At 70.4% G+C, this 20,483-nt stretch carries 19 protein-coding genes; 12 read left to right on the top strand and 7 right to left on the bottom strand.

Going from position 1 to position 20,483, the window contains the following annotated elements; genetic code table 11:
• The gene (locus tag ACFWFZ_RS28135; protein WP_387125780.1) at window positions 1-600 is read right to left on the bottom strand and encodes a DUF3043 domain-containing protein; all 600 of its coding nucleotides are present in this window, start codon (window positions 598-600) and stop codon (window positions 1-3) included.
• A gap of 280 nt (window positions 601-880) precedes the next feature.
• Here ACFWFZ_RS28135 and ACFWFZ_RS28130 point away from each other — a divergent pair, with 280 nt between their 5' ends.
• Window positions 881-1,675, top strand: coding sequence for a PspA/IM30 family protein (locus ACFWFZ_RS28130; protein ID WP_387125779.1), 795 nt, complete (start codon window positions 881-883; stop codon window positions 1,673-1,675).
• 13 nt (window positions 1,676-1,688) lie between these two features.
• Window positions 1,689-1,967: a hypothetical protein gene (locus ACFWFZ_RS28125; protein ID WP_387125778.1), complete on the top strand. Its 279-nt coding sequence runs from the start codon at window positions 1,689-1,691 to the stop codon at window positions 1,965-1,967.
• A 106-nt stretch (window positions 1,968-2,073) separates the two neighbouring features.
• On the opposite strand, the gene ACFWFZ_RS28120 is transcribed toward ACFWFZ_RS28125, so the two are convergent.
• Window positions 2,074-2,892 carry a hypothetical protein gene (locus tag ACFWFZ_RS28120; RefSeq protein ID WP_387125777.1) on the bottom strand — a complete coding sequence of 273 codons (819 nt, stop codon included), beginning with the start codon at window positions 2,890-2,892 and terminating at the stop codon, window positions 2,074-2,076.
• 70 nt (window positions 2,893-2,962) lie between these two features.
• On the opposite strand from ACFWFZ_RS28120, the gene cobS reads away from it, so the two are divergent.
• The 3 genes from cobS to ACFWFZ_RS28105 all read left to right on the top strand — a co-directional run bounded on the left by cobS (window position 2,963) and on the right by ACFWFZ_RS28105 (window position 7,895).
• Window positions 2,963-3,784 (top strand): adenosylcobinamide-GDP ribazoletransferase, encoded by an 822-nt coding sequence (gene cobS, locus ACFWFZ_RS28115; RefSeq protein WP_387125776.1) that lies wholly within the window; start codon window positions 2,963-2,965, stop codon window positions 3,782-3,784.
• Window positions 3,785-3,864: 80 nt separating this feature from the next.
• Window positions 3,865-4,611, top strand: coding sequence for a response regulator (locus ACFWFZ_RS28110; RefSeq protein ID WP_387125775.1), 747 nt, complete (start codon window positions 3,865-3,867; stop codon window positions 4,609-4,611).
• Window positions 4,612-4,748: 137 nt separating this feature from the next.
• Window positions 4,749-7,895: an efflux RND transporter permease subunit gene (locus tag ACFWFZ_RS28105; RefSeq protein WP_387125774.1), complete on the top strand. Its 3,147-nt coding sequence runs from the start codon at window positions 4,749-4,751 to the stop codon at window positions 7,893-7,895.
• Between the two features lie 119 nt (window positions 7,896-8,014).
• Here the strand turns inward: ACFWFZ_RS28105 and nadA are convergent, their stop codons facing one another.
• Window positions 8,015-9,202 carry a quinolinate synthase NadA gene (gene nadA, locus ACFWFZ_RS28100; protein ID WP_387125773.1) on the bottom strand — a complete coding sequence of 396 codons (1,188 nt, stop codon included), beginning with the start codon at window positions 9,200-9,202 and terminating at the stop codon, window positions 8,015-8,017.
• Between the two features lie 295 nt (window positions 9,203-9,497).
• Between nadA and ACFWFZ_RS28095 the strand changes: the two genes are divergently transcribed.
• Complete coding sequence (locus ACFWFZ_RS28095) at window positions 9,498-9,854, top strand: iron-sulfur cluster assembly accessory protein (protein WP_030029080.1); 357 nt, start codon at window positions 9,498-9,500, stop codon at window positions 9,852-9,854.
• 86 nt (window positions 9,855-9,940) lie between these two features.
• On the opposite strand, the gene ACFWFZ_RS28090 is transcribed toward ACFWFZ_RS28095, so the two are convergent.
• Both ACFWFZ_RS28090 and ACFWFZ_RS28085 read right to left on the bottom strand, forming a co-directional pair.
• Window positions 9,941-11,383: a hypothetical protein gene (locus tag ACFWFZ_RS28090; RefSeq protein ID WP_387125772.1), complete on the bottom strand. Its 1,443-nt coding sequence runs from the start codon at window positions 11,381-11,383 to the stop codon at window positions 9,941-9,943.
• A 90-nt stretch (window positions 11,384-11,473) separates the two neighbouring features.
• Window positions 11,474-11,713, bottom strand: coding sequence for a hypothetical protein (locus tag ACFWFZ_RS28085; protein ID WP_387125771.1), 240 nt, complete (start codon window positions 11,711-11,713; stop codon window positions 11,474-11,476).
• Window positions 11,714-11,844: 131 nt separating this feature from the next.
• Here ACFWFZ_RS28085 and ACFWFZ_RS28080 point away from each other — a divergent pair, with 131 nt between their 5' ends.
• Window positions 11,845-12,819, top strand: coding sequence for a carbohydrate kinase family protein (locus ACFWFZ_RS28080; RefSeq protein WP_387125770.1), 975 nt, complete (start codon window positions 11,845-11,847; stop codon window positions 12,817-12,819).
• Between the two features lie 206 nt (window positions 12,820-13,025).
• Here the strand turns inward: ACFWFZ_RS28080 and ACFWFZ_RS28075 are convergent, their stop codons facing one another.
• Window positions 13,026-14,405, bottom strand: coding sequence for a cysteine desulfurase/sulfurtransferase TusA family protein (locus ACFWFZ_RS28075; RefSeq protein WP_387125769.1), 1,380 nt, complete (start codon window positions 14,403-14,405; stop codon window positions 13,026-13,028).
• Window positions 14,406-14,688: 283 nt separating this feature from the next.
• On the opposite strand from ACFWFZ_RS28075, the gene coxB reads away from it, so the two are divergent.
• The 4 genes from coxB (at window position 14,689) to ACFWFZ_RS28055 (ending at window position 19,163) form a co-directional block, all read left to right on the top strand.
• Window positions 14,689-15,663 (top strand): cytochrome c oxidase subunit II, encoded by a 975-nt coding sequence (gene coxB, locus ACFWFZ_RS28070; RefSeq protein WP_387125768.1) that lies wholly within the window; start codon window positions 14,689-14,691, stop codon window positions 15,661-15,663.
• Window positions 15,660-17,390: a cytochrome c oxidase subunit I gene (gene ctaD / locus ACFWFZ_RS28065; protein WP_387125767.1), complete on the top strand. Its 1,731-nt coding sequence runs from the start codon at window positions 15,660-15,662 to the stop codon at window positions 17,388-17,390. The genes coxB and ctaD overlap by 4 nt, the downstream gene beginning before the upstream one ends.
• Window positions 17,387-17,785 carry a cytochrome c oxidase subunit 4 gene (locus tag ACFWFZ_RS28060; RefSeq protein ID WP_387125766.1) on the top strand — a complete coding sequence of 133 codons (399 nt, stop codon included), beginning with the start codon at window positions 17,387-17,389 and terminating at the stop codon, window positions 17,783-17,785. Before ctaD ends, ACFWFZ_RS28060 begins: the two co-directional genes overlap by 4 nt.
• A gap of 133 nt (window positions 17,786-17,918) precedes the next feature.
• Window positions 17,919-19,163, top strand: a complete 1,245-nt coding sequence (locus tag ACFWFZ_RS28055) for an Ig-like domain-containing protein (protein WP_387125765.1) — start codon at window positions 17,919-17,921, stop codon at window positions 19,161-19,163.
• A gap of 54 nt (window positions 19,164-19,217) precedes the next feature.
• Here the strand turns inward: ACFWFZ_RS28055 and ACFWFZ_RS28050 are convergent, their stop codons facing one another.
• Complete coding sequence (locus ACFWFZ_RS28050; RefSeq protein ID WP_387125764.1) at window positions 19,218-19,622, bottom strand: hypothetical protein; 405 nt, start codon at window positions 19,620-19,622, stop codon at window positions 19,218-19,220.
• 199 nt (window positions 19,623-19,821) lie between these two features.
• On the opposite strand from ACFWFZ_RS28050, the gene ACFWFZ_RS28045 reads away from it, so the two are divergent.
• On the top strand, window positions 19,822-20,442 hold the full coding sequence (locus ACFWFZ_RS28045) for a heme-copper oxidase subunit III (RefSeq protein ID WP_387125763.1): 621 nt from the start codon (window positions 19,822-19,824) through the stop codon (window positions 20,440-20,442).
• Window positions 20,443-20,483: the final 41 nt, after the last annotated feature.

Genomic DNA, 20,483 nt, shown 5'->3' with positions numbered 1-20,483 from the left:
TCAGGGCCGTTCCCCGCGCTTGACCTGCGGCTTCGGCAGGCGCAGCCGGCGCATCTGCAGGGTGCGCATGAGGCCGTACGCGACGGCGCCGCGGCGCGGCTCGTTCGGGAAGCGCTGGTTGAGCGCCTTGCGCAGGCGGAACACCAGGCCGATGGAGTCGAGGATGATCAGCGCGATCACAGCGAGCCACAGCAGCAGCGCGATGTTCTGGATCGCGGGCTGCCGCACCATGCTGAGCACGAGGATGACCACCGCCAGCGGCAGGAACATCTCGGCGACCGAGAAGCGGGAGTCCACGAAGTCGCGGACGTACCTGCGGACGGGACCCTTGTCCCGGGCCGGCAGGTACCGCTCGTCGCCGTTGGCCAGCGCCTCGCGCTGCTTGGCCATCTCCACACGGCGACGCTCACGGGCTCGCTTCGCGTCCTCCTTGCGGTTGCCGGTCGAGGCCACGACGGACTTGCGCTGCGACTGTGCCACGGCGCGCTTCGGCGTAGGGCGGCCCTTGGGGGCCTGCGGGTCACGGGGCTGCGAGAGGTCGGCGCTCACCTTGTCGGTGGCGGCGGCCTTCTCTTCCTTGGAGGAGCGGCTACCAAACACAAAACCCAAGCCTACGTGGTTGCGGGCACGGGCCCCACCCCGGCGGGGAACGATCCGGCAACGGCGGGCGTCCTTCACTGTGCACGGTCCGTGCGGCGGCCATCCCTCCGCACGGTCGGGGACCCACCTACTCCTCACGCCTGACACGGCGGAGGCGTAGTCGTCCTGGAGGAGGAGCGCATCCGTCCTCGAACAGTGCGGTAATGGAGACAGGGCCCGTACTGTGGGTCCTGTCGGTGACCTGGAGCACAGTCCGTCTAGAAGGGGGCGCGCGAAGCCCATGAGCGGTGTCATGAAGCGTATGGGGATGATCTTCCGCGCGAAGGCGAACAAGGCCCTTGACCGGGCCGAGGACCCGCGCGAAACCCTCGACTACTCGTACCAGAAGCAGCTCGAACTGCTGCAGAAGGTGCGCCGCGGGGTCGCCGACGTGGCGACCTCCCGCAAGCGCCTCGAACTGCAGCTGAACCAGCTGCAGAGCCAGTCCGGCAAGCTGGAGGACCAGGGCCGCAAGGCACTCGCCCTGGGCCGCGAGGACCTGGCCCGCGAGGCCCTGTCCCGGCGCGCCTCGCTCCAGCAGCAGGTCAGCGACCTGGAGGTGCAGCACCAGACCCTCCAGGGCGAGGAGGAGAAGCTGACGCTGGCCGCGCAGCGGCTCCAGGCCAAGGTGGACGCCTTCCGCACGAAGAAGGAGACCATCAAGGCCACCTACACCGCGGCCCAGGCCCAGACCCGGATCGCGGAGTCCTTCTCCGGCATCTCGGAGGAGATGAGCGACGTCGGCCTGGCCATCCAGCGGGCCGAGGACAAGACCGCCCAGCTGCAGGCCCGCGCCGGCGCGATCGACGAGCTGCTGGCCTCCGGCGCGCTCGACGACCAGAGCGGCCTGGGCTCCAAGGACGACATCCAGGCCGAGCTGGACCGCCTGTCGGGCGGTACGGACGTGGAGCTGGAGCTCCAGCGGATGAAGGCGGAGCTGGCCGGCGGTCCGTCCGCGCAGCAGCAGGCCATCGAGGGCGGCGCCCAGGGCGACGCCCAGCAGCCGCAGAACCAGCACCGCTTCGACAAGCAGTAGGACGGGGCCCGTCGTGATCGTACGCATCATGGGGGAAGGCCAGGTGGAGGTGGCCGACGGCCACTTCCCCGAGCTGAACAAGCTCGACGACGAACTGCTCGCAGAGGTGGAGTCCGGTGACGAGGCGGGCTTCCGGCGCACGCTGGGCGCTCTCCTCGACGCCGTACGACGGCTGGGTACGCCGCTCCCGGACGACGCGCTGGAGCCGTCCGAGCTGATCCTGCCGGCGCCCGACGCGAGCCTCGACGAGGTCAGGGAGATGCTCAGCGACGACGGCCTGATCCCGGGCTGAGAACGGACCGGCCCCACCCACCGACACCACGGCGGGCCTTTCCCGGGGCAGGGGAGGGCCCGCCGTCGCGCGTCGGACGGAGGGCGTGCCCCGCGGCCCCGCGCCTTCAGCCCTGCTGCTCGGGCGGCTTCTCCGGCGATGCCGGCGGCTTCTCCAGGGGCAGCGGCGGCTTCTCCAGGGACACCGGCCGCGGGTCCGGGGCGCCGCCGATGAAGTCCTCGAACCTGCGCCGCCGCCTCGTCCAGCGCCGGTCGTGGTGGAACGCCCGCAGCCCGGCCCTGGCCCGGGCGCGCGGCCGGTTCCCGTAGAAGCGGTTCGCGTACGGGGAGCCGGGCCGGGCCAGCCGGATTGCACCGACCAGCGCCACGAAGGGGATGACGACGCCGAAGAGCGCGGTGCGCGCCTTGCCCTTCCACAGGGCGATCAGGGCCAGACAGAAGTTGCCGGCCGCGTTCATCACGACCAGCCCGCGGCTCTGGCGCTCCTCGGGCGTCAGGTCGTTCACCCCGAACGGCACGAACCCGCCCAGGACCAGGGCCACCACCGCGGCCGTCACGACGACGATCTCCACGCTCTTGCGGCCCTGCTCGCTCCAGTAGACGTCGTCGAGGTGCAGGATCAGCGCGAACTCGTCCAGGACCAGGCCCGCGCCCAGCCCGAAGATCACGGCAGAGAGGGCAGCTCCGAAGCCGTGCCGGGCGCTGCCGATCGCACCGAACCCGCCGATGATCACGAGGATCACGCCCGGCACCACGTGGTGGATGTGCAGGCCGCCCGGCGTGACGTTCTTGAAGGGGCCGCGACCGGCCCGGATCGTGCGGGTGATCCCACGGGTGACCAGGAACGACGTCACGAAGGAGATCAGGGCGAGCAGCAGGGGCAGCTTCCCCGGCTCAAGGATGTTCCGATACCACCAGTGACCCATCCCACTGACTCCCTATTTGGAACGTAATGGGTAATTTACCGCCCGCTCCGAGCGGGTAGCGTTCGCGCCGATGACAGATTCGTTCGACGATCCGCCCCTCACGCCGCCCGCGGAACGCGCCTCGTTCCGCGACGGCGTGCGCTTCGCCTTCGGCACCCTCACCGTGCTGCCGGCCCGCATCACCCGCTGGGACCGCCCCGCGGCCCGCACCGGAATGGTCTGCGCCCCGCTCGCCGGGCTGGCCGTCGGCGTGCTCGCGGCCCTGCCCGGGGTGCTTCTCCTGCTGCTCGGCGCCGGGCCCCTGCTCGCGGCGGCCGTCACCGCCGCCGTACCGGCCGCCCTGACCCGCGGCCTCCACCTGGACGGACTGGCCGACACCGCCGACGGGCTGGGCAGCGCCAAACCGGCCGACGAGGCGTTGCGCATCATGAAGAAGTCCGACATCGGGCCCTTCGGCGTGATTGCCCTGGTCGTCGTCCTGCTCGTGCAGACGGCCGCCCTCTGCGAGATCTACGCCGACAGCTGGATCCGCGGCGCCCTCGCCGCCGCCCTCGCCGCCGTCACCGCCCGCCTCGCCATGACCCTGGCCTCCCGCGAAGGCGTCCCGCCCGCCCGCCCCGAGGGGCTCGGCGCCGCGGTCGCCGGGGTGGTCCCGCGCGCCGCGGCCGCCGCCCTCGCCGTCCTCGTCACCGCCGCGGCTGCGGCCGCCGCCCTCCCGGCGGGCCTGCCCGCCGCGGCCCGGTCCGCGGCGGCGGTCCTGGCGGCCCTGCTCGCCGCGGAACTGCTGCTGCGCCGCTGCGTACGCCGCTTCGACGGGGTCACCGGCGACGTGTTCGGCGCCCTGGCCGAGGTGGCGGCGACCACCGCCCTCGTCGTCCTCGCCCTCGGCTGAGATCCGTCCTGCCCGACGGGACGGCCGGCGGGCCCGCGTACCCCCACCCCGCGTACCCCCACCCCGCGTACCCTCACCCCGTGGAACACACTCCGACGGACCTGCCCTCCGCGACGCCCGCCGAGCCCGGCGCGCCCATCAAGGTGCTGCTCGCCGACGACCAGGCCCTGCTGCGCAGCGCCTTCCGGGTGCTCGTCGACTCCGAGCCCGACATGGAGGTCGTCGGGGAGGCTTCCGACGGGGCGCAGGCCTTCGCCGTCGCCCGGCAGGAGCGGCCCGACGTCGTGCTGATGGACATCCGGATGCCCGGCACCGACGGGCTCGCCGCCACCCGGATGATCAGCGCCGAACCCGAACTCGCCGCCGTGCGCGTGGTGATGCTGACCACCTTCGAGGTCGACGAGTACGTGGTCTCGGCCCTGCGGGCGGGCGCCTCCGGCTTCCTCGGCAAGGGCGCCGAGCCTGAGGAGCTGCTCAACGCCATCCGCGTCGCCGCCGCCGGCGAGGCGCTGCTCTCGCCGGCCGCTACCAAGGGGCTCATCGCCACCTTCCTGGCCCAGGGCGGCGGCGCCGACCCGGCCGCCGCCGGCGCCGCGGCCGGGAACCACGCGGAGCGGCTCGCCGCGCTGACCGTGCGGGAGCGCGAGGTCCTCGTACACGTCGCCGCAGGGCTGTCCAACGACGGCATCGCCACCCGGCTGGAGGTCAGCCCCCTCACCGTCAAGACGCACGTGAACCGGGCCATGGCCAAGCTCGGCGCCCGCGACAGGGCGCAATTGGTGGTCATCGCCTACGAATCGGGACTTGTCCGGCCCCGCGTGGAGTAGCAGCGGAGGAGCGCCGCGTACTCCAGACGCGGTATGCCACACATAAGGACAGGACCTGCGAGCGATGAAACCGGCCTCCGCCATGGGACAGGGTGGGAGTGCCCTCGCGTTCGCCACTGCAGAGAGATCCCATACCCATGTCCTGGCTGTCCCGCTTCAGCCTTGCCCAAAGGGCGTTGGTCGGCCTCGTGTCGATCGTCGCGCTCCTCTTCGGCGCCGTAGCCGTCCCGCAGCTCAAGCAGCAGCTGCTGCCCTCCATCGAACTCCCGATGGTGTCCGTGCTCGCGCCGTACCAGGGCGCCTCGCCCGACGTGGTGGAGAAGCAGGTCGTCGAACCGATCGAGGCCATGCTCAAGGGCGTCGACGGCATCACCGGCATCACCTCCACCGCCAGCGAGGGCAACGCCCTCATCATGGCCACCTTCGACTACGGCGACAGCGGCACCAAGCAGCTCGTCGCCGACGTCCAGCAGGCCGTCAACCGGGCCCGCGTCCGGCTGCCCGCCGACGTGGACCCGCAGGTGGTGGCCGGCTCCACCGACGACATCCCGACGGTCATCCTGGCCGTCACCTCCGACAAGGACCAGCAGGCGCTCGCCGACCAGCTGGAGAAGTCCGTCGTGCCCGTCCTGTCGGACATCGAGGGCGTCGGTCAGGTCAGCGTCGACGGGGTCCAGGACCTCCAGGTCACCGTCACGCCCGACGACGCCAAGCTCGCCGCCGCCGGCCTCGACGGCGCGGCCCTCGCGCAGGGCCTGCAGGCGGGCGCCGCCGCCGTCCCTGCCGGCTCCTTCGACGAGGCGGGCAAGAACCGCACCGTCCGCGTCGGCAACGGCTTCACCTCCCTCGCCCAGGTCGAGGACCTGCGGCTGAGCCCCGGCCCGGGCAAGCCCGCGGTCCGCCTCGGCGACGTCGCCGTGGTCAAGCAGGAGCCGGCCAAGGCCGTCTCCATCACCCGCACCAACGGCAAGCCCAGCCTCGCCCTCGTCCTCACCATGGACAAGGACGGCAGCGCCGTCGCCATCTCCGACGCCGTCAAGGACAAGCTGCCCGAGCTGCGTTCCACACTCGGCTCCGGCGCCGACCTGACCGTCGTCAGCGACCAGGGCCCGGCGGTGGCCAAGTCCATCTCCAGCCTCACCACCGAGGGCATGCTCGGCCTGCTCTTCGCGGTGATCGTGATCCTGGTCTTCCTGGCCTCGCTGCGCTCCACGCTGGTCACCGCGGTGTCCATCCCGCTGTCCGTGGTCCTCGCGCTCATCGTGCTGTGGACCCGCGACCTGTCGCTCAACATGCTGACCCTGGGCGCGCTGACCATCGCCATCGGCCGGGTCGTCGACGACTCGATCGTGGTCCTGGAGAACATCAAGCGCCACCTCGGCTACGGCGAGGAGCGTGAAGCCGCGATCATCGCCGCGGTCAAGGAGGTCGCCGGCGCGGTCACCTCCTCCACGCTCACCACCGTCGCCGTGTTCCTGCCCATCGGCCTGACCGGCGGCATGATCGGCGAGCTCTTCGGATCCTTCTCGCTCACCGTCACCGCGGCCCTGCTGGCCTCGCTGCTGGTCTCCCTGACGGTCGTTCCGGTCCTGTCGTACTGGTTCCTCGGCGCACCCAAGGGCATCACCGACGGGGACGCCGAGAGCGTCGCGAAGATCCGGCGCGAGGCCGAGGAGAAGGAGTCGCGCAGCCGCCTCCAGCGTCTCTACGTCCGCGTCCTGGGCTTCGCCACCCGGCGCCGCCTGACCAGTGTGGCCATCGCGGTGGTCGTCCTCCTGGGCACCTTCGGCATGACGCCGATGCTGAAGACCAACTTCTTCGACCAGGGCGAGCAGGACCTTCTGACGGTCAAGCAGGAACTCGCCCCGGGCACCTCGCTGGCCGCCGCCGACGAGGCGAGCCGCAAGGTCGAAAAGGTGCTGGGCTCCGTCGACGGCGTCAAGAGCTACCAGGTCACCGTCGGCTCCTCCGGCTTCCTTGCGGCCTTCGGCGGCGGTACCGGCTCCAACCAGGCCTCCTACCAGGTCACGCTCAAGGACGCCGGCGACGGCGAGGCCGTGAAGAAGCGGATCGAGGACCAGCTGGCCGCCCTCGACGGCATCGGCGAGACCCGCATCACGGCGGGCGACGCCTTCGGCAGCCAGAATCTCAGCGTGGTCGTCAAGGCCGGCGACGGCGAGGTCCTCGCCAAGGCCGCCGAGCAGGTCCGCGCCGAGGTGGCCAAGCTCGACAACGTCACCGACGTGCAGAGTGACCTGTCCCAGTCCGTGCCCCGGATCTCGGTGACGGCCACCCCCAAGGCGGCGGAGGCGGGCCTGAACCAGGCCGCGCTCGGCGGACTCGTCGCCCAGGCCGTACGGGGCAACCCGGCGGGCAAGGCCGTACTGGACGACACCGAGCGGGACATCGTCATCAGGTCCGCGCAGCCGGCCACCACCCTGGCCGAACTGCAGGCGCTCCCGGTCGGCCCGGTCAAGCTCGGCGACATCGCCGAGGTCAAGGAGGTCCCCGGCCCGGTCGCGATGACCCGGATCGACGGCGCCCGCGCCGCGACCGTCACGGCGCGCCCGCAGGGCGACAACACGGGCGCGGTCAGCGCCGAGCTCCAGACGAAGCTGAAGGCCCTGGACCTGCCCGAGGGCGCCACCGCCTCCATCGGCGGCGTCTCCGAGGACCAGGACGAGGCGTTCGGCTCGCTCGGCCTCGCCATGCTCGCGGCCATCGCGATCGTCTTCATGCTGCTGGTGGCGACCTTCCGCTCGCTCGTCCAGCCGCTGATCCTGCTGGTGTCCATCCCGTTCGCGGCGACCGGCGCACTCGGCCTGCTCCTCGTCACCGGCACCCCGATGGGCGTCCCGGCGATGATCGGCATGCTGATGCTCATCGGCATTGTCGTGACCAACGCGATCGTCCTGATCGACCTCGTCAACCAGTACCGAGCCCAGGGCCTCGGCGTCGTCGAGGCGGTCGTCGAGGGCGGCCGGCACCGTCTGCGGCCGATCCTCATGACGGCCCTGGCGACGATCTTCGCGCTGCTGCCGATGGCGCTGGGCGTCACCGGCGAGGGCGGCTTCATCTCGCAGCCGCTCGCGGTCGTGGTGATCGGCGGCCTGGTCAGCTCCACCCTGCTGACGCTGCTCCTGGTGCCGACCCTCTACACGATGGTGGAGCTGCGCAAGGAACGCCGCCGCGCCAAGCGCTCCGCGAAGCGCGCGGCCCGCCTGACGGTGGTCCCGGCCGCTCCGGCCGCGACCGACGAGGACGGCGAGCCCGCCAAGGTCTGACCGGACGGCGCGGGCCCCGCGGGGCCCGCGCCGTCCGGCGGCGGGAACAGCAGAAGGGGCGCCCCGGCCGGGGGCGCCCCTTCTGCACGTGGCACGGAAGCCGCGGGTGCGGCCCGCGGCTACGGGAGGGCGAGCATGCGCTCCAGTGCGAGCTTCGCGAAGCTCTCGGTCTCCTTGTCCACCTGGATCTGGTTGACGAGGTTGCCCTCGGCCAGGGACTCCAGCGTCCACACCAGGTGAGGGAGGTCGATGCGGTTCATCGTCGAGCAGAAGCAGACCGTCTTGTCGAGGAAGACGACTTCCTTATCCTCGGCGGCGAACCGGTTCGCCAGGCGGCGGACCAGGTTCAGCTCGGTGCCGATGGCCCACTTGGAGCCGGCCGGAGCCGCCTCCAGCGCCTTGATGATGTACTCCGTCGAGCCCACGTAGTCCGCGGCCGCCACGACCTCGTGCTTGCACTCGGGGTGGACCAGGACGTTCACACCGGGGATGCGGGCGCGGACGTCGTTGACCGAGTCCACCGAGAACCGGCCGTGGACCGAGCAGTGCCCGCGCCACAGGATCATCTTGGCGTCGCGCAGCTGCTCGGCGGTCAGGCCGCCGTTCGGCTTGTGCGGGTTGTAGAGCACGCAGTCGTCCAGGGACATGCCCATGTCGCGGACGGCCGTGTTGCGGCCCAGGTGCTGGTCCGGGAGGAAGAGCACCTTCTCACCCTGTTCGAACGCCCACTCCAGGGCCTTCTTGGCGTTGGACGAGGTGCAGATCGTGCCGCCGTGCTTGCCCGTGAAGGCCTTGATGTCGGCGGAGGAGTTCATGTACGAGACGGGGACCGTCGAGCCGGCGATGCCCGCCTCGGTCAGTACGTCCCAGCACTCCGCGACCTGCTCGGCGGTGGCCATGTCGGCCATCGAGCAGCCGGCGGCCAGGTCCGGCAGGACCACCTTCTGGTCGTCCGAGGTCAGGATGTCCGCGGACTCGGCCATGAAGTGGACGCCGCAGAAGACTATGTACTCGGCCTCCGGCTTGGCGGCCGCGTCCTTGGCCAGCTTGAAGGAGTCACCGGTGACGTCGGCGAACTCGATGACCTCGTCACGCTGGTAGTGGTGGCCGAGGATGAAGACCTTGTCCCCGAGCTTCTCCTTGGCCGCGCGGGCGCGCTCCACGAGATCCGGGTCCGACGGCGAGGGCAGATCGCCGGGGCACTCCACCCCCCGCTCGCTCTTGGGGTCGGCCTCACGGCCGAGCAGCAGCAGGGCAAGGGGCGTCGGCTGGACGTCCAACGGCTGGGCGGTGGTCACGACACGCACCCTTTCTGTTCTGCGACGAGGGATTTCAGGATCATCGCTTCGACACTTCTCGTCTACTTGACGCTATCTATCATAACCGCTTCACGTCAGTTTGACGATGCCGATAGTGTCAATGTGACGCATCAGCCCTCGATTCGCCGCACCCGCGCCCGGGCTCGGTGTGCGAGCATGAATATCTGAAACAAGCGTCGGGTCCCGGAATGAATCCGCGGTCCCGCTCGTTGCCACCGACGGCAAGAGTCCGACGTTTCCCCGCCCCCCGGCGGGGAGCCGCCCACTTCGGGAGTGAATGCAGATGTCCGTACAGGACGACAAGACCACTGTGAGCGACGGCATCCTCCTGTCCGACGCCGCCGCCGAGAAGGTCAGGACCCTGCTGGAGCAGGAAGGCCGCGATGACCTGGCGCTCCGCGTCGCCGTCCAGCCCGGCGGCTGCTCCGGCCTGCGCTACCAGCTCTTCTTCGACGAGCGCTCCCTCGACGGCGACGTCGTGAAGGACTTCGACGGTGTGAAGGTCGTCACGGACCGCATGAGCGCCCCGTACCTGGGCGGCGCCTCCATCGACTTCGTCGACACCATCGAGAAGCAGGGCTTCACGATCGACAACCCCAACGCCACGGGCTCCTGCGCCTGCGGCGACTCGTTCAGCTAAGCCTGAACCGCCCGCACGACGAGGGCCCGTCCCCGGTCGCATCCGACCGGGGACGGGCCCTCGCCCATTGCCCGCGCCGGGGGCCGCTACTGCCGGGGCAGCGGCTTGCCCGTCGTGGCGTCCAGCACCTTCCGGTCGCCGAGCGGCTCCTTCAAGGTCACCGACAGCGACCGCTCCTCCGCCAGCATGATGCAGGCCTGACCAGGCTTGTTCGGCGTGTCCGTGATCTTCACCAGGACCGACTCCGCCTGCTCCCGCGCCTCCACGGCGTAGGTGCTGCACACGCTGCCCCAGAAGTTCACCGTCAGCTTCCGGTCCTCCTCCTTGTACGAGAACCCGGGCACCGTACGGCCGTCCTTGGGGCCCGGCGTGCCCTGCTGCGCGGACGCCGGCTCGGTCACCGTGTGGCCGGGGCCGCCGCCCTGGCCCGCCACCTCGAACAGCCACGCGGGGACCAGGCCCCGCGATCCCTCGACCGTCCCCGGGGCCAGCCCGAGCACCGCGCCCTTCACCGTCTCCGTGCGCGGCGGCTTCATGGGCCGCGGCTCCGGATTGCACGGCACCGTGTCCGTGGCGCCCTCCGCGGTGTCCGCCGTCAGCGGCACCGCGCTCGCGCAGCCGCTGGGCTCGGGGCTGCCGCCCCCGCCGCCCGACCTCGCGTTCAGCCGGGCCAGCGCCTCCACGGCCCCGACCACCGGCTGCTCGGCCGCCCGTACCGGCGCCTTCAGCTCGCCGTTGCCGCCGACCACCGAGCCGTCCGCGCCCACGCTCACCTTGGTGGACCAGCCCTGGGTGGGCAGCCCGCCGACCACCGGGTCCGCGGTCACCACCCGCACCGCACCCTGGGTGAGCCGCGCGTCCAGCTTCGCGCCGCCCTGCTCCAGGGCGGCCAGCACCGGGCCCGCGGCGGCCTTGGCCGCCTCCTCGGAGACCGGCTTGCCGCTCCCGCCCGAACCGCCCCCGTTCCGGGGGAGCGTGGCGGGTCCGCAGGTGTCCTTGCCGCGCACGCAGTCGTCCCCGGCGCCGCTGCCCGCGCCGTCGCCGCCGGCCTGGAAGCGGTTGAAGTTCCAGGTGCCCGGAGCCGTACGGGCCACGGTGAGCCTCGGCCCGGAGCCGTCGGCGGCCTCCCCGGCCAGCCAGACGTCCCCCTCCAGCCGCGGCGTGCCCGAGATGCCCAGAGCCGCCGCGAGCCGTGCCACGTCGGCCTCCGCGACCTCACCGGACACGCGGTAGGCGGGCGCCGTCGCCGGCGCCTCGGGCAGCTTCACGTCGGCCCGGTAGACCACGCCCGAGCCGGACGGATCAGGCTCCCCGGGCGCGATGCCCGGACCCGAGGGGTCTCCCGCGTCACGGGGCGCGGAGGCCGCGCTGTCACCCGTACGCCGCGCCGAAGCGCCGTCGCCCTGGGCCGCGGACGCCCAGTAGGCGGTGCCGCCGCCCGTGAGAAGGACGGCGGCCGCGATCGAGCCGACGACCCAGGCGGGCCGCCGTCGTGTGCCGCTTGTCGTGCCGGGTTCTTCGCTGGTCACCGCATCGCTCCTTCACTGGTCCCGCAGTGTCTGATGCGGATGTGACGGAACAGGGGCCCAACCGGTTCCCCTCGGTCTCCTGGCGGCCCGCTACAGGTCTCCGTAGGCGGCGGTGGAGGCGATCAGCCGGGCCGAGGCGGCCGGCACCCGGACACCGTGGATCTGCGAGGGCGCCACCCGGACCGGGCGGGGGCCCTCCTCGACGCCCCAGTGCGGGGCCATCCGGGCGCAGTCCCCGAGCAGACGGGCGAAGCCGGGCCGTCCCGGGCCTTCCGCTGCGCGCCCCTCAGCGGTGTACTCACAGGAGCCGTAACCGTCGGTATAGGTCATGGAGGCACCGTAGGCATCGGAGCTCCCGCGAAGAAAGACCTACTAAGGGGTAGTTTCTGGGGTTCGGCCAGGGGTCACTTACCGGGTAGTTTTGACTGTCCCTCGCCGTCCTCAGCAGGAGCGTCCACGCCGTGCGCATCGCAGTCACCGGCTCCATCGCCACCGACCACCTCATGACCTTCCCCGGCCGTTTCGCCGACCAGCTGGTCGCCGACCAGCTGCACACGGTCTCCCTCTCCTTCCTCGTCGACAACCTCGACGTCCGGCGGGGCGGCGTCGGCCCGAACATCTGCTTCGGCATGGGCCAGCTCGGCAGCCGCCCGATCCTGGTCGGCGCCGCCGGATCCGACTTCGACGAGTACCGCGCCTGGCTGGAGCGCCACGGCGTCGACACCGACTCCGTCCGCATCTCCGAGGTGCTGCACACCGCGCGCTTCGTGTGCACCACGGACTCCGACCACAACCAGATCGGCTCCTTCTACACGGGCGCGATGAGCGAGGCCCGCCTGATCGAGCTGAAGGCCGTGGCCGACCGCGTGGGCGGGCTCGACCTCGTCCTCATCGGCGCGGACGACCCCGAGGCGATGCTGCGCCACACGGAGGAGTGCCGGACGCGGGGGATCCCCTTCGCCGCCGACTTCTCGCAGCAGATCGCCCGCATGGACGGCGACAACATCCGCACCCTGATGGAGGGCGCGACCTACCTCTTCTCGAACGAGTACGAGAAGGGCCTCATCGAGTCGAAGTCCGGCTGGACGGACGAGGAGATCCTCTCCAAGGTCGGCACCCGCGTGACCACGCTGGGCTCCAGCGGCGTCAAGATCGAGCGGGTCGGCGAGGCCACGATCGTCGTCGGCTGCCCCGAGGAGAACGCCAAGGTCGACCCGACCGGCGTCGGCGACGCCTTCCGCGCCGGGTTCCTGACCGGCCTGGGCTGGGGCGTCGGCCTGGAGCGCGCGGCGCAGGTCGGCTGCATGCTCGCCACCCTCGTCATCGAGACGCTGGGCACCCAGGAGTACACCCTGGCCCGTGCCCACTTCATGGAGCGCTTCACCAAGGCCTACGGCGAGGACGCGGCGGCGGAGGTCCGCGCCCACCTGGCGTGACGCCGCCTTCCGGGGCGGGGCGGTCCTTCTCCCCGCCCCGCCCTTTCTCCGTTTCCCGGGCCCGCCCGGACCCTTCCCGGCTGCGCCGGGCACCGGGCTCTGCCCGGACCCGCGCCTCAAACGCCGGCGAGGCTGGATCTGGCCGACGCAGCCGGGAAGCAGGCGGGGCTGAATCGGCCCGGCGCAGCCGGGTGGGGCGCGGCGGGTTACGACAGGCGGCGCACCGTGTAGGCGGTGCCGGTGGGGCGGGGGGACTCGCCCAGGTAGTCGTGGCCCCGCATCGCGCACCAGGCCGGGATGTCCAGCCGCGCCACCTCGTCGTCCGACAGGACGGTCACCGTGCCGCCCACCGGGACCCGGGCGATGGCCCGGGCCAGCTCGATCACCGGCTGGGGGCACCGCAGGCCGAGCGCGTCCAGTTCCAGGGAGTCCGCCTCCGGGTCCGCCACCGGCGGCTCCGTCACGCCGAGCCGCTCCCGTACGCCCGCCACCGCACCCGGCAGCACCTCCAGGAAGGCGTTGACCTCCTCCGCCGGGGTGCCCGGCGGCAGGGAGACCCGTACGTTCCCCTCCGACAGCACGCCCATCGCCCGCAGCACGTGACTGGGGGTCAGCGTGGAGCTCGTGCAGGAGGAGCCCGAGGACACCGAGAAGCCCGCCCGGTCCAGCTCGTGCAGCAGCGCCTCCCCGTCGACGTACAGACAGGAGAAGGTGACCAGGTGCGGCAGCCGCCGGTCCGCGTCGCCGACCACCTCCACGTCCGGGACCAGCCGCACCACGCGCCGCCGGATCCGGTCCACCAGGACCCGCAGCCGGGCCGCCTCCGCGTCCGCCTCCGCCCGTACGGCCCGCAGCGAGGCCGCCGCCGCCACGATCGCGGGAAGGTTCACGAAGCCGGGGGAGCGGCCCGACTCCCTCTCGTCCGCCGGGCCTTGGGGCGAGAACCGAACTCCCTTGCGGACCGCCAGCAGGCCCACCCCGGGCGGGCCGCCCCATTTGTGGGCACTCGCCGCCAGGACGGACCAGGCGCCCTCCACCGGACCCCAGCCCAGCGACTGCGCCGCGTCCACCAGCAGCGGCACCCCGGCCGCCCCGCACACCTCGCCGACCTCGGCCACCGGCTGGACCGTGCCCACCTCGTGATTGGCCGACTGCAGGCAGGCCAGGGCGGTCGCCGGGACCAGCGCGTCCGCGTACCCGGCGGCGGACACCGCACCCGACCGGTCCACCGGGACCTCGCAGACACTTCCGCCGCGCGCCTCGTGCGCCGCCGCCGAATGAAGTACAGAACTGTGTTCGACCGCCGATACGACCAGATGGCTGCCGACGCGCCGCCGGCCGGCGAGGACACCGGCGACGCCCGCGTGAACAGCGTGCGTCCCCGAAGGAGTGAACACGAGCTCGTCGGTACGGCATCCCACCGCCTCCGCGGCGGCCTCCCGCGCGGCGTCCAGCAGCAGTCGCGCGCGCCTGCCCTCCCGGTACAGCCGGGCCGGATCGGCCCAGCCCTCGTCCAGGGAGGCCTGCAACGCCTGCCGGGCCACGGGGTGCAGGGGAGCGGCGGACGCGCTGTCGAAGTACGGCATCCGGCCACGCTAACTCCAGCCCCCGAGCGTTCGAGGTCAGGGGGCGTCAGATGCGCCCCGGAGCCCGCCATTCAGGGCCATTCGCACCGTCCCCCGTACGGCGGATCCATCCCTTCGGGGACAGTAGCGGCGCGTTGGGCACCCTCCCCGCGCGACCCCAAATAGCGTCCAGTAGGGTTTGGTCCGCATAAACATCCAAACCCCTGCCTGCGTCAGGGCCGGCGACCGACCCGAACACGGCCGCGGCCGGCCGCGCGGGCCGAGACTCTCGGGAAGGCGCTACGTGAGTCCCTACGGCTCCGACCGCTCGCCGCGGCGCCCGATGCGGCGGAAGCTGCTGCAGGCGCTGACTGCGGGCGTGGTCCTGGCGACCGCCACTGGTTGCTCGTATACATGGAAAGACTTTCCCCGCCTCGGAATGCCGACTCCGGTAACCGAGGAGGCGCCGCGCATCCTCTCCCTGTGGCAGGGATCCTGGGCGGCCGCGCTCGTCACGGGCATCCTGGTGTGGGGCCTGATCATCTGGAGCGTCGTCTTCCACCGGCGCAGCCGGACGAAGATCGAGGTCCCGGCGCAGACCCGGTACAACATGCCCATCGAGGCGCTGTACACCGTGGTTCCGCTCATCATCGTCTCGGTGCTCTTCTACTTCACCGCGCGTGACGAGTCCAAGCTCCTCGCCCTCACCCCGAAGCCGCCGCACACGATCAACGTGATCGGCTTCCAGTGGAGCTGGGGCTTCAACTACATCGAGAACGTCGACGGCGACGCGGCGACCCCGAAGGCAGGTGCGGTTCCCAAGGAGCTCGCCTCCATCCCGGACCGCTTCACCAAGGACTTCCCGGCGGGCGCCGAGGGCGTCTACGAGAAGGGCGTCCCGAGCGACCGGAACCCGCAGACGGGCAACCCGGGTCCGACCCTGGTCCTCCCCAAGGGTGAGAAGGTCCGCTTCATCCTGTCGTCCAACGACGTCATCCACTCCTTCTGGGTGGTCCCCTTCCTGTTCAAGCAGGACGTCATTCCGGGCCACACCAACGTCTTCGAGGTCGTCCCCAGCCAAGAGGGCACCTTCATGGGCAAGTGCGCCGAGCTCTGCGGCGTCGACCACTCCCGGATGCTCTTCAACGTCAAGGTCGTCTCCCCCGAGGCGTACAAGGCGTACCTGAAGGAGCTGGCGGAGAAGGGTCAGACCGGCTTCCTCCCCGCCGGCATCCAGCAGACCGACCCGGCCCGGAATGCGGAAGTGAACCAACTGTGAGCATCCTCAACGAATCCCAGGGTGCCGCCGCAGCTGACTCGTACGAGAACGAGCTGCCGGTGCGGCGCAAGCAGCCGGGCAACGTGGTCGTGAAGTGGCTCACCACCACCGACCACAAGACCATCGGCACGATGTACCTGGTCACCTCGTTCGTGTTCTTCATCATCGGCGGTCTGCTGGCGCTCTTCATGCGCGCCGAGCTGGCCCGTCCGGGCACGCAGATCATGTCGAACGAGCAGTTCAACCAGGCGTTCACCATGCATGGCACGATCATGCTGCTGATGTTCGCCACCCCGCTGTTCGCGGGCTTCGCCAACTGGATCATGCCGCTGCAGATCGGTGCGCCCGACGTGGCGTTCCCGCGGCTGAACATGTTCGCGTACTGGCTGTACCTCTTCGGCTCGACCATCGCGGTGGCCGGCTTCCTGACCCCGCAGGGTGCGGCCGACTTCGGCTGGTTCGCCTACTCCCCGCTGTCGGACGCGGTCCGCTCGCCGGGCATCGGCGCCGACATGTGGATCATGGGTCTGGCCTTCTCCGGCTTCGGCACGATCCTCGGCTCGGTCAACTTCATCACCACGATCATCTGCATGCGCGCTCCGGGCATGACGATGTTCCGCATGCCGATCTTCACCTGGAACGTGCTGCTGACCGGTGTCCTGGTCCTGCTCGCCTTCCCGGTCCTGGCCGCCGCGCTCTTCGCGCTGGAGTCCGACCGCAAGTTCGGCTCGCACATCTTCGACAGCGCCAACGGCGGCGCACTGCTCTGGCAGCACCTCTTCTGGTTCTTCGGACACCCAGAGGTGTACATCATCGCGCTGCCGTTCTTCGGAATCGTCTCCGAGATCATCCCGGTCTTCTCGCGCAAGCCGATGTTCGGTTACATCGGCCTGATCGCCGCGACGATCGCGATCGCCGGCCTCTCGGTGACCGTGTGGGCCCACCACATGTACGTCACCGGCGGTGTGCTGCTGCCGTTCTTCTCCTTCATGACCTTCCTGATCGCGGTACCGACCGGTGTGAAGTTCTTCAACTGGATCGGCACCATGTGGAAGGGCTCGCTGTCCTTCGAGACCCCGATGCTCTGGACGATCGGCTTCCTGGTCACCTTCACCTTCGGTGGTCTGACCGGCGTCATCCTGGCCTCGCCCCCGATGGACTTCCACGTCTCCGACTCGTACTTCGTCGTCGCGCACTTCCACTACGTCGTCTTCGGCACCGTGGTGTTCGCGATGTTCGCCGGCTTCCACTTCTGGTGGCCGAAGTTCACGGGCAAGATGCTGGACGAGCGCCTCGGCAAGATCACCTTCTGGACGCTGTTCATCGGCTTCCACGGCACCTTCCTGGTGCAGCACTGGCTGGGCGCCGAGGGCATGCCGCGTCGTTACGCGGACTACCTCGCGGCCGACGGCTTCACCACGCTGAACACGATCTCCACGATCAGCTCCTTCGTGCTGGGCCTGTCGATGCTGCCGTTCATGTACAACGTGTGGAAGACGGCCAAGTACGGCAAGAAGATCGACGTCGACGACCCGTGGGGCTACGGCCGTTCGCTCGAATGGGCGACGTCCTGCCCGCCGCCGCGGCACAACTTCCTCACGCTGCCGCGCATCCGTAGCGAGTCGCCCGCCTTCGACCTCCACCACCCGGAGATCGCGGCGCTCGACCACCTTGAGGACCACGGCGCCAAGGCGGCCGTCACCGGTGGCAAGGAGGCCGGCAAGTGAAGATCCAGGGCAAGATGTTCCTCTGGCTCTCCGTCTTCATCCTGATCATGGCCGTCGTGTACGGCGTGTGGTCGAAGGAGCCCGTCGGAACCACCGCGCTCTTCCTGGGCTTCGGCCTGAGCGTCATGATCGGCTACTACCTGGCCTTCACGGCCAAGCGCGTCGACGAGATGGCCCAGGACAACCTGGAGGCCGACGTCGCCGACGAGGCAGGCGAGCTGGGGTTCTTCTCCCCGCACAGCTGGCAGCCGCTCTCGCTGGGCGTCGGCGGCGCGCTCGCCTTCATGGGCGTCATCTTCGGCTGGTGGCTCATGTACTTCTCGGCCCCGATCATCCTGATCGGCCTGTGGGGCTGGGTGTACGAGTACTACCGCGGTGAGAACGCGAACCAGTAGGAGCGCAGGCGGTACCCGCGCGGCCCCGGCCGCGCACCACGTGGGGCCCGGACACCTCTTCGGAGGAGTCCGGGCCCCTCGTTTGCAGTCACCCCGCGCGCCGTAATTGTCATATCTTCATAGCGTTGGCCCCATGAAGCACTCACCGCGTCTTTGGACGGTACTCAGCTGCTCCCTGCTGGTCGCGTCCCTCGGGGCCGGCGCCACCGCATGCGGGTCCGGCGACAACCCGCTGTCAGCCCGCCCGGTCGACGCGGGCGATCAGGTCGCCTTCAACCAGGCCGCGGGACGCCGCCCCGTCGACCCCAGCCGGCCTCTGGAGATCACCGCCAAGAGCAAGGGCAGTCGGATCACCGACGTCACGGCCGTGGACACCCACGGCCGCCGCCTGGCGGGCGAACTGAGCGCCAAGGGGGACCGCTGGCACAGCACCGCCCCGATGGCCGCAGGCGTCCGCTACACCGTCACCGTGAGCACGGAGGACGAACGGGGCACCCCGGGCCAGCGCACGATGGCCTTCGACACCACCCCGTCCAAGGGGGTCCTGAAGGTCGAATTCGGCCCCGAGGAGGGCAAGTACGGCGTCGGACAGCCCCTCACCGCCGAACTCAACGAGCCCGTCAAGGACAAGGCCGCACGCGCCGTCGTCGAACGCGGCCTGGTCGTCGACACCCCGCCCGGGGTCGAAGGAGCCTGGCACTGGGTCGACGACAAGAACCTGCACTACCGCCCGAAGGACTACTGGCCCGCCAACACCACCGTCTCCGTACGGAGCAACCTGGAGGGCATCAAGATCACCGATGAGCTCCACGGAGCCGCCGCCAAGCCGCTGAAGCTGGAGATCGGCGACCGCGTCGAGGTCACCACCGACGCCTCCTCGCACTGGCTCACCTTCAAGCGCAACGGAGAAGTGATCAATTCCATCCCGGTCACCACCGGCAAGCCCGGGTTCTCCACCCGCAACGGCATCAAGGTGGTGCTGGGGAAGCAGTACTACGTACAGATGCGCGGGGACACCGTCGGCATCGGCGGCAGTGAGTACTACAACCTGCCCGTCTACTACGCCACACGCGTCACCTGGAGTGGTGAATACGTCCACGCCGCACCGTGGTCCGTCGGCTCCCACGGCTACGCGAACGTCAGCCACGGCTGCACCGGCATGAGCACCGGCAACGCCGCCTGGTTCTACGAGAACATCACCGAGGGCGACATCGTCCAGGTGATCAACAGCATCGGCGACGACATGGACATCTTCGGCAACGGGTTCGGAGACTGGAACATGGACTGGAAGGACTGGCGTGAGGGCAGCGCCCTCCTCAAGGGCACCCAGGAAGGCCGCAGCCACATCGACCAGGCCCGTCTCAGGCCCACGGTCTGAGACCGGGCGGGCAGGGCCCCCGGACCCGCTCCGGGGGCCCGCCGCGGGCGGGGGTCAGGCCGCCGAGGACGACAGCCGGGAACGCAGCAGGGCCGCCAGGGCGTCCGCGAACTCCACCGGATCCACCGGAAGGGTCACAGCGGCGTCGGCGCGGCTCCAGGTGGCCAGCCAGGCGTCCTGGGGGCGCCCCATCAGCAGCAGCACCGGGGGGCACCGGAAGATCTCGTCCTTGATCTGCCGGCACACACCCATGCCCCCGGCCGGAACCGCCTCCCCGTCCAGCACGCACACGTCGATGCCGCCCGCGTCGAGCTCCGACAGGACCGCCGGCAGGGTCGCGCACTCCAGGAACTCCACCGGCGGCAGATCCGCGGCCGGGCGGCGGCCCGCCGCCAGTCTCACCTGCTCCCGGGTGCCCGCGTCGTCGCTGTAGACCAGAACCCGCGCAGTCGCCCGCATTTCGATCCTCCACGTGTCCCATGAATCACGTTGATGTTGCGCGGGATGCTACTCCTCCCGCCGCCTCCTCAACATCGGTTCGGACATGTGCACGAGGCCGTTCGGAGAGGTGATCTGATGGGCCGTTCGGGCCTTGCACACGCCCCTGACACTCCGAACGGCACCCCCCGGGGTGAGGGCGGGATAAGCGACCGACATAATGTCGGTCGTGGCGACAGCAACGACAGTAGATACCGGGCACGCGCACCCGACGGTCAACCGGCCGAACCTCGTCAGCGTCGGAACCATCATCTGGTTGAGTTCCGAGCTGATGTTCTTCGCGGCCCTCTTCGCGATGTACTTCACCCTGCGATCCGTGACGGGTCCCGAGTACTGGACGGAGCAGGCGGACAGCCTGAACCTTCCCTTCTCGGCGACGAACACGACGATCCTGGTGCTTTCCTCCCTCACCTGCCAGCTCGGCGTATTCGCCGCGGAGCGCGGTGACGTGAAGAAGCTCCGGACGTGGTTCATCATCACGTTCGTCATGGGTGCGATCTTCATTGGCGGCCAGGTGTTCGAGTACACCGAGCTGGTCAAGCACGAGGGCATGAGCCTCTCGTCCGGTCCGTACGGCTCGGTCTTCTACCTGACCACCGGCTTCCACGGTCTGCACGTGACGGGCGGTCTCATCGCCTTCCTGCTGGTCCTCGGCCGGACGTATGCGGCCAAGAGGTTCACCCACGAACAGGCCACGTCGGCCATCGTCGTGTCCTACTACTGGCACTTCGTCGATGTCGTCTGGATCGGCCTCTTCGCCACGATCTACCTGATCAAGTAGCGAACACGTCACCGGGTCCGACCCGGCACTCCATCCAGACA

This window comes from Streptomyces sp. NPDC060232 (assembly GCF_042726555.1).
Classification (GTDB): domain Bacteria; phylum Actinomycetota; class Actinomycetes; order Streptomycetales; family Streptomycetaceae; genus Streptomyces.
Note: the sequence above shows the minus strand (reverse complement) of the source record. Positions and strands in the feature narration are given on the sequence as shown.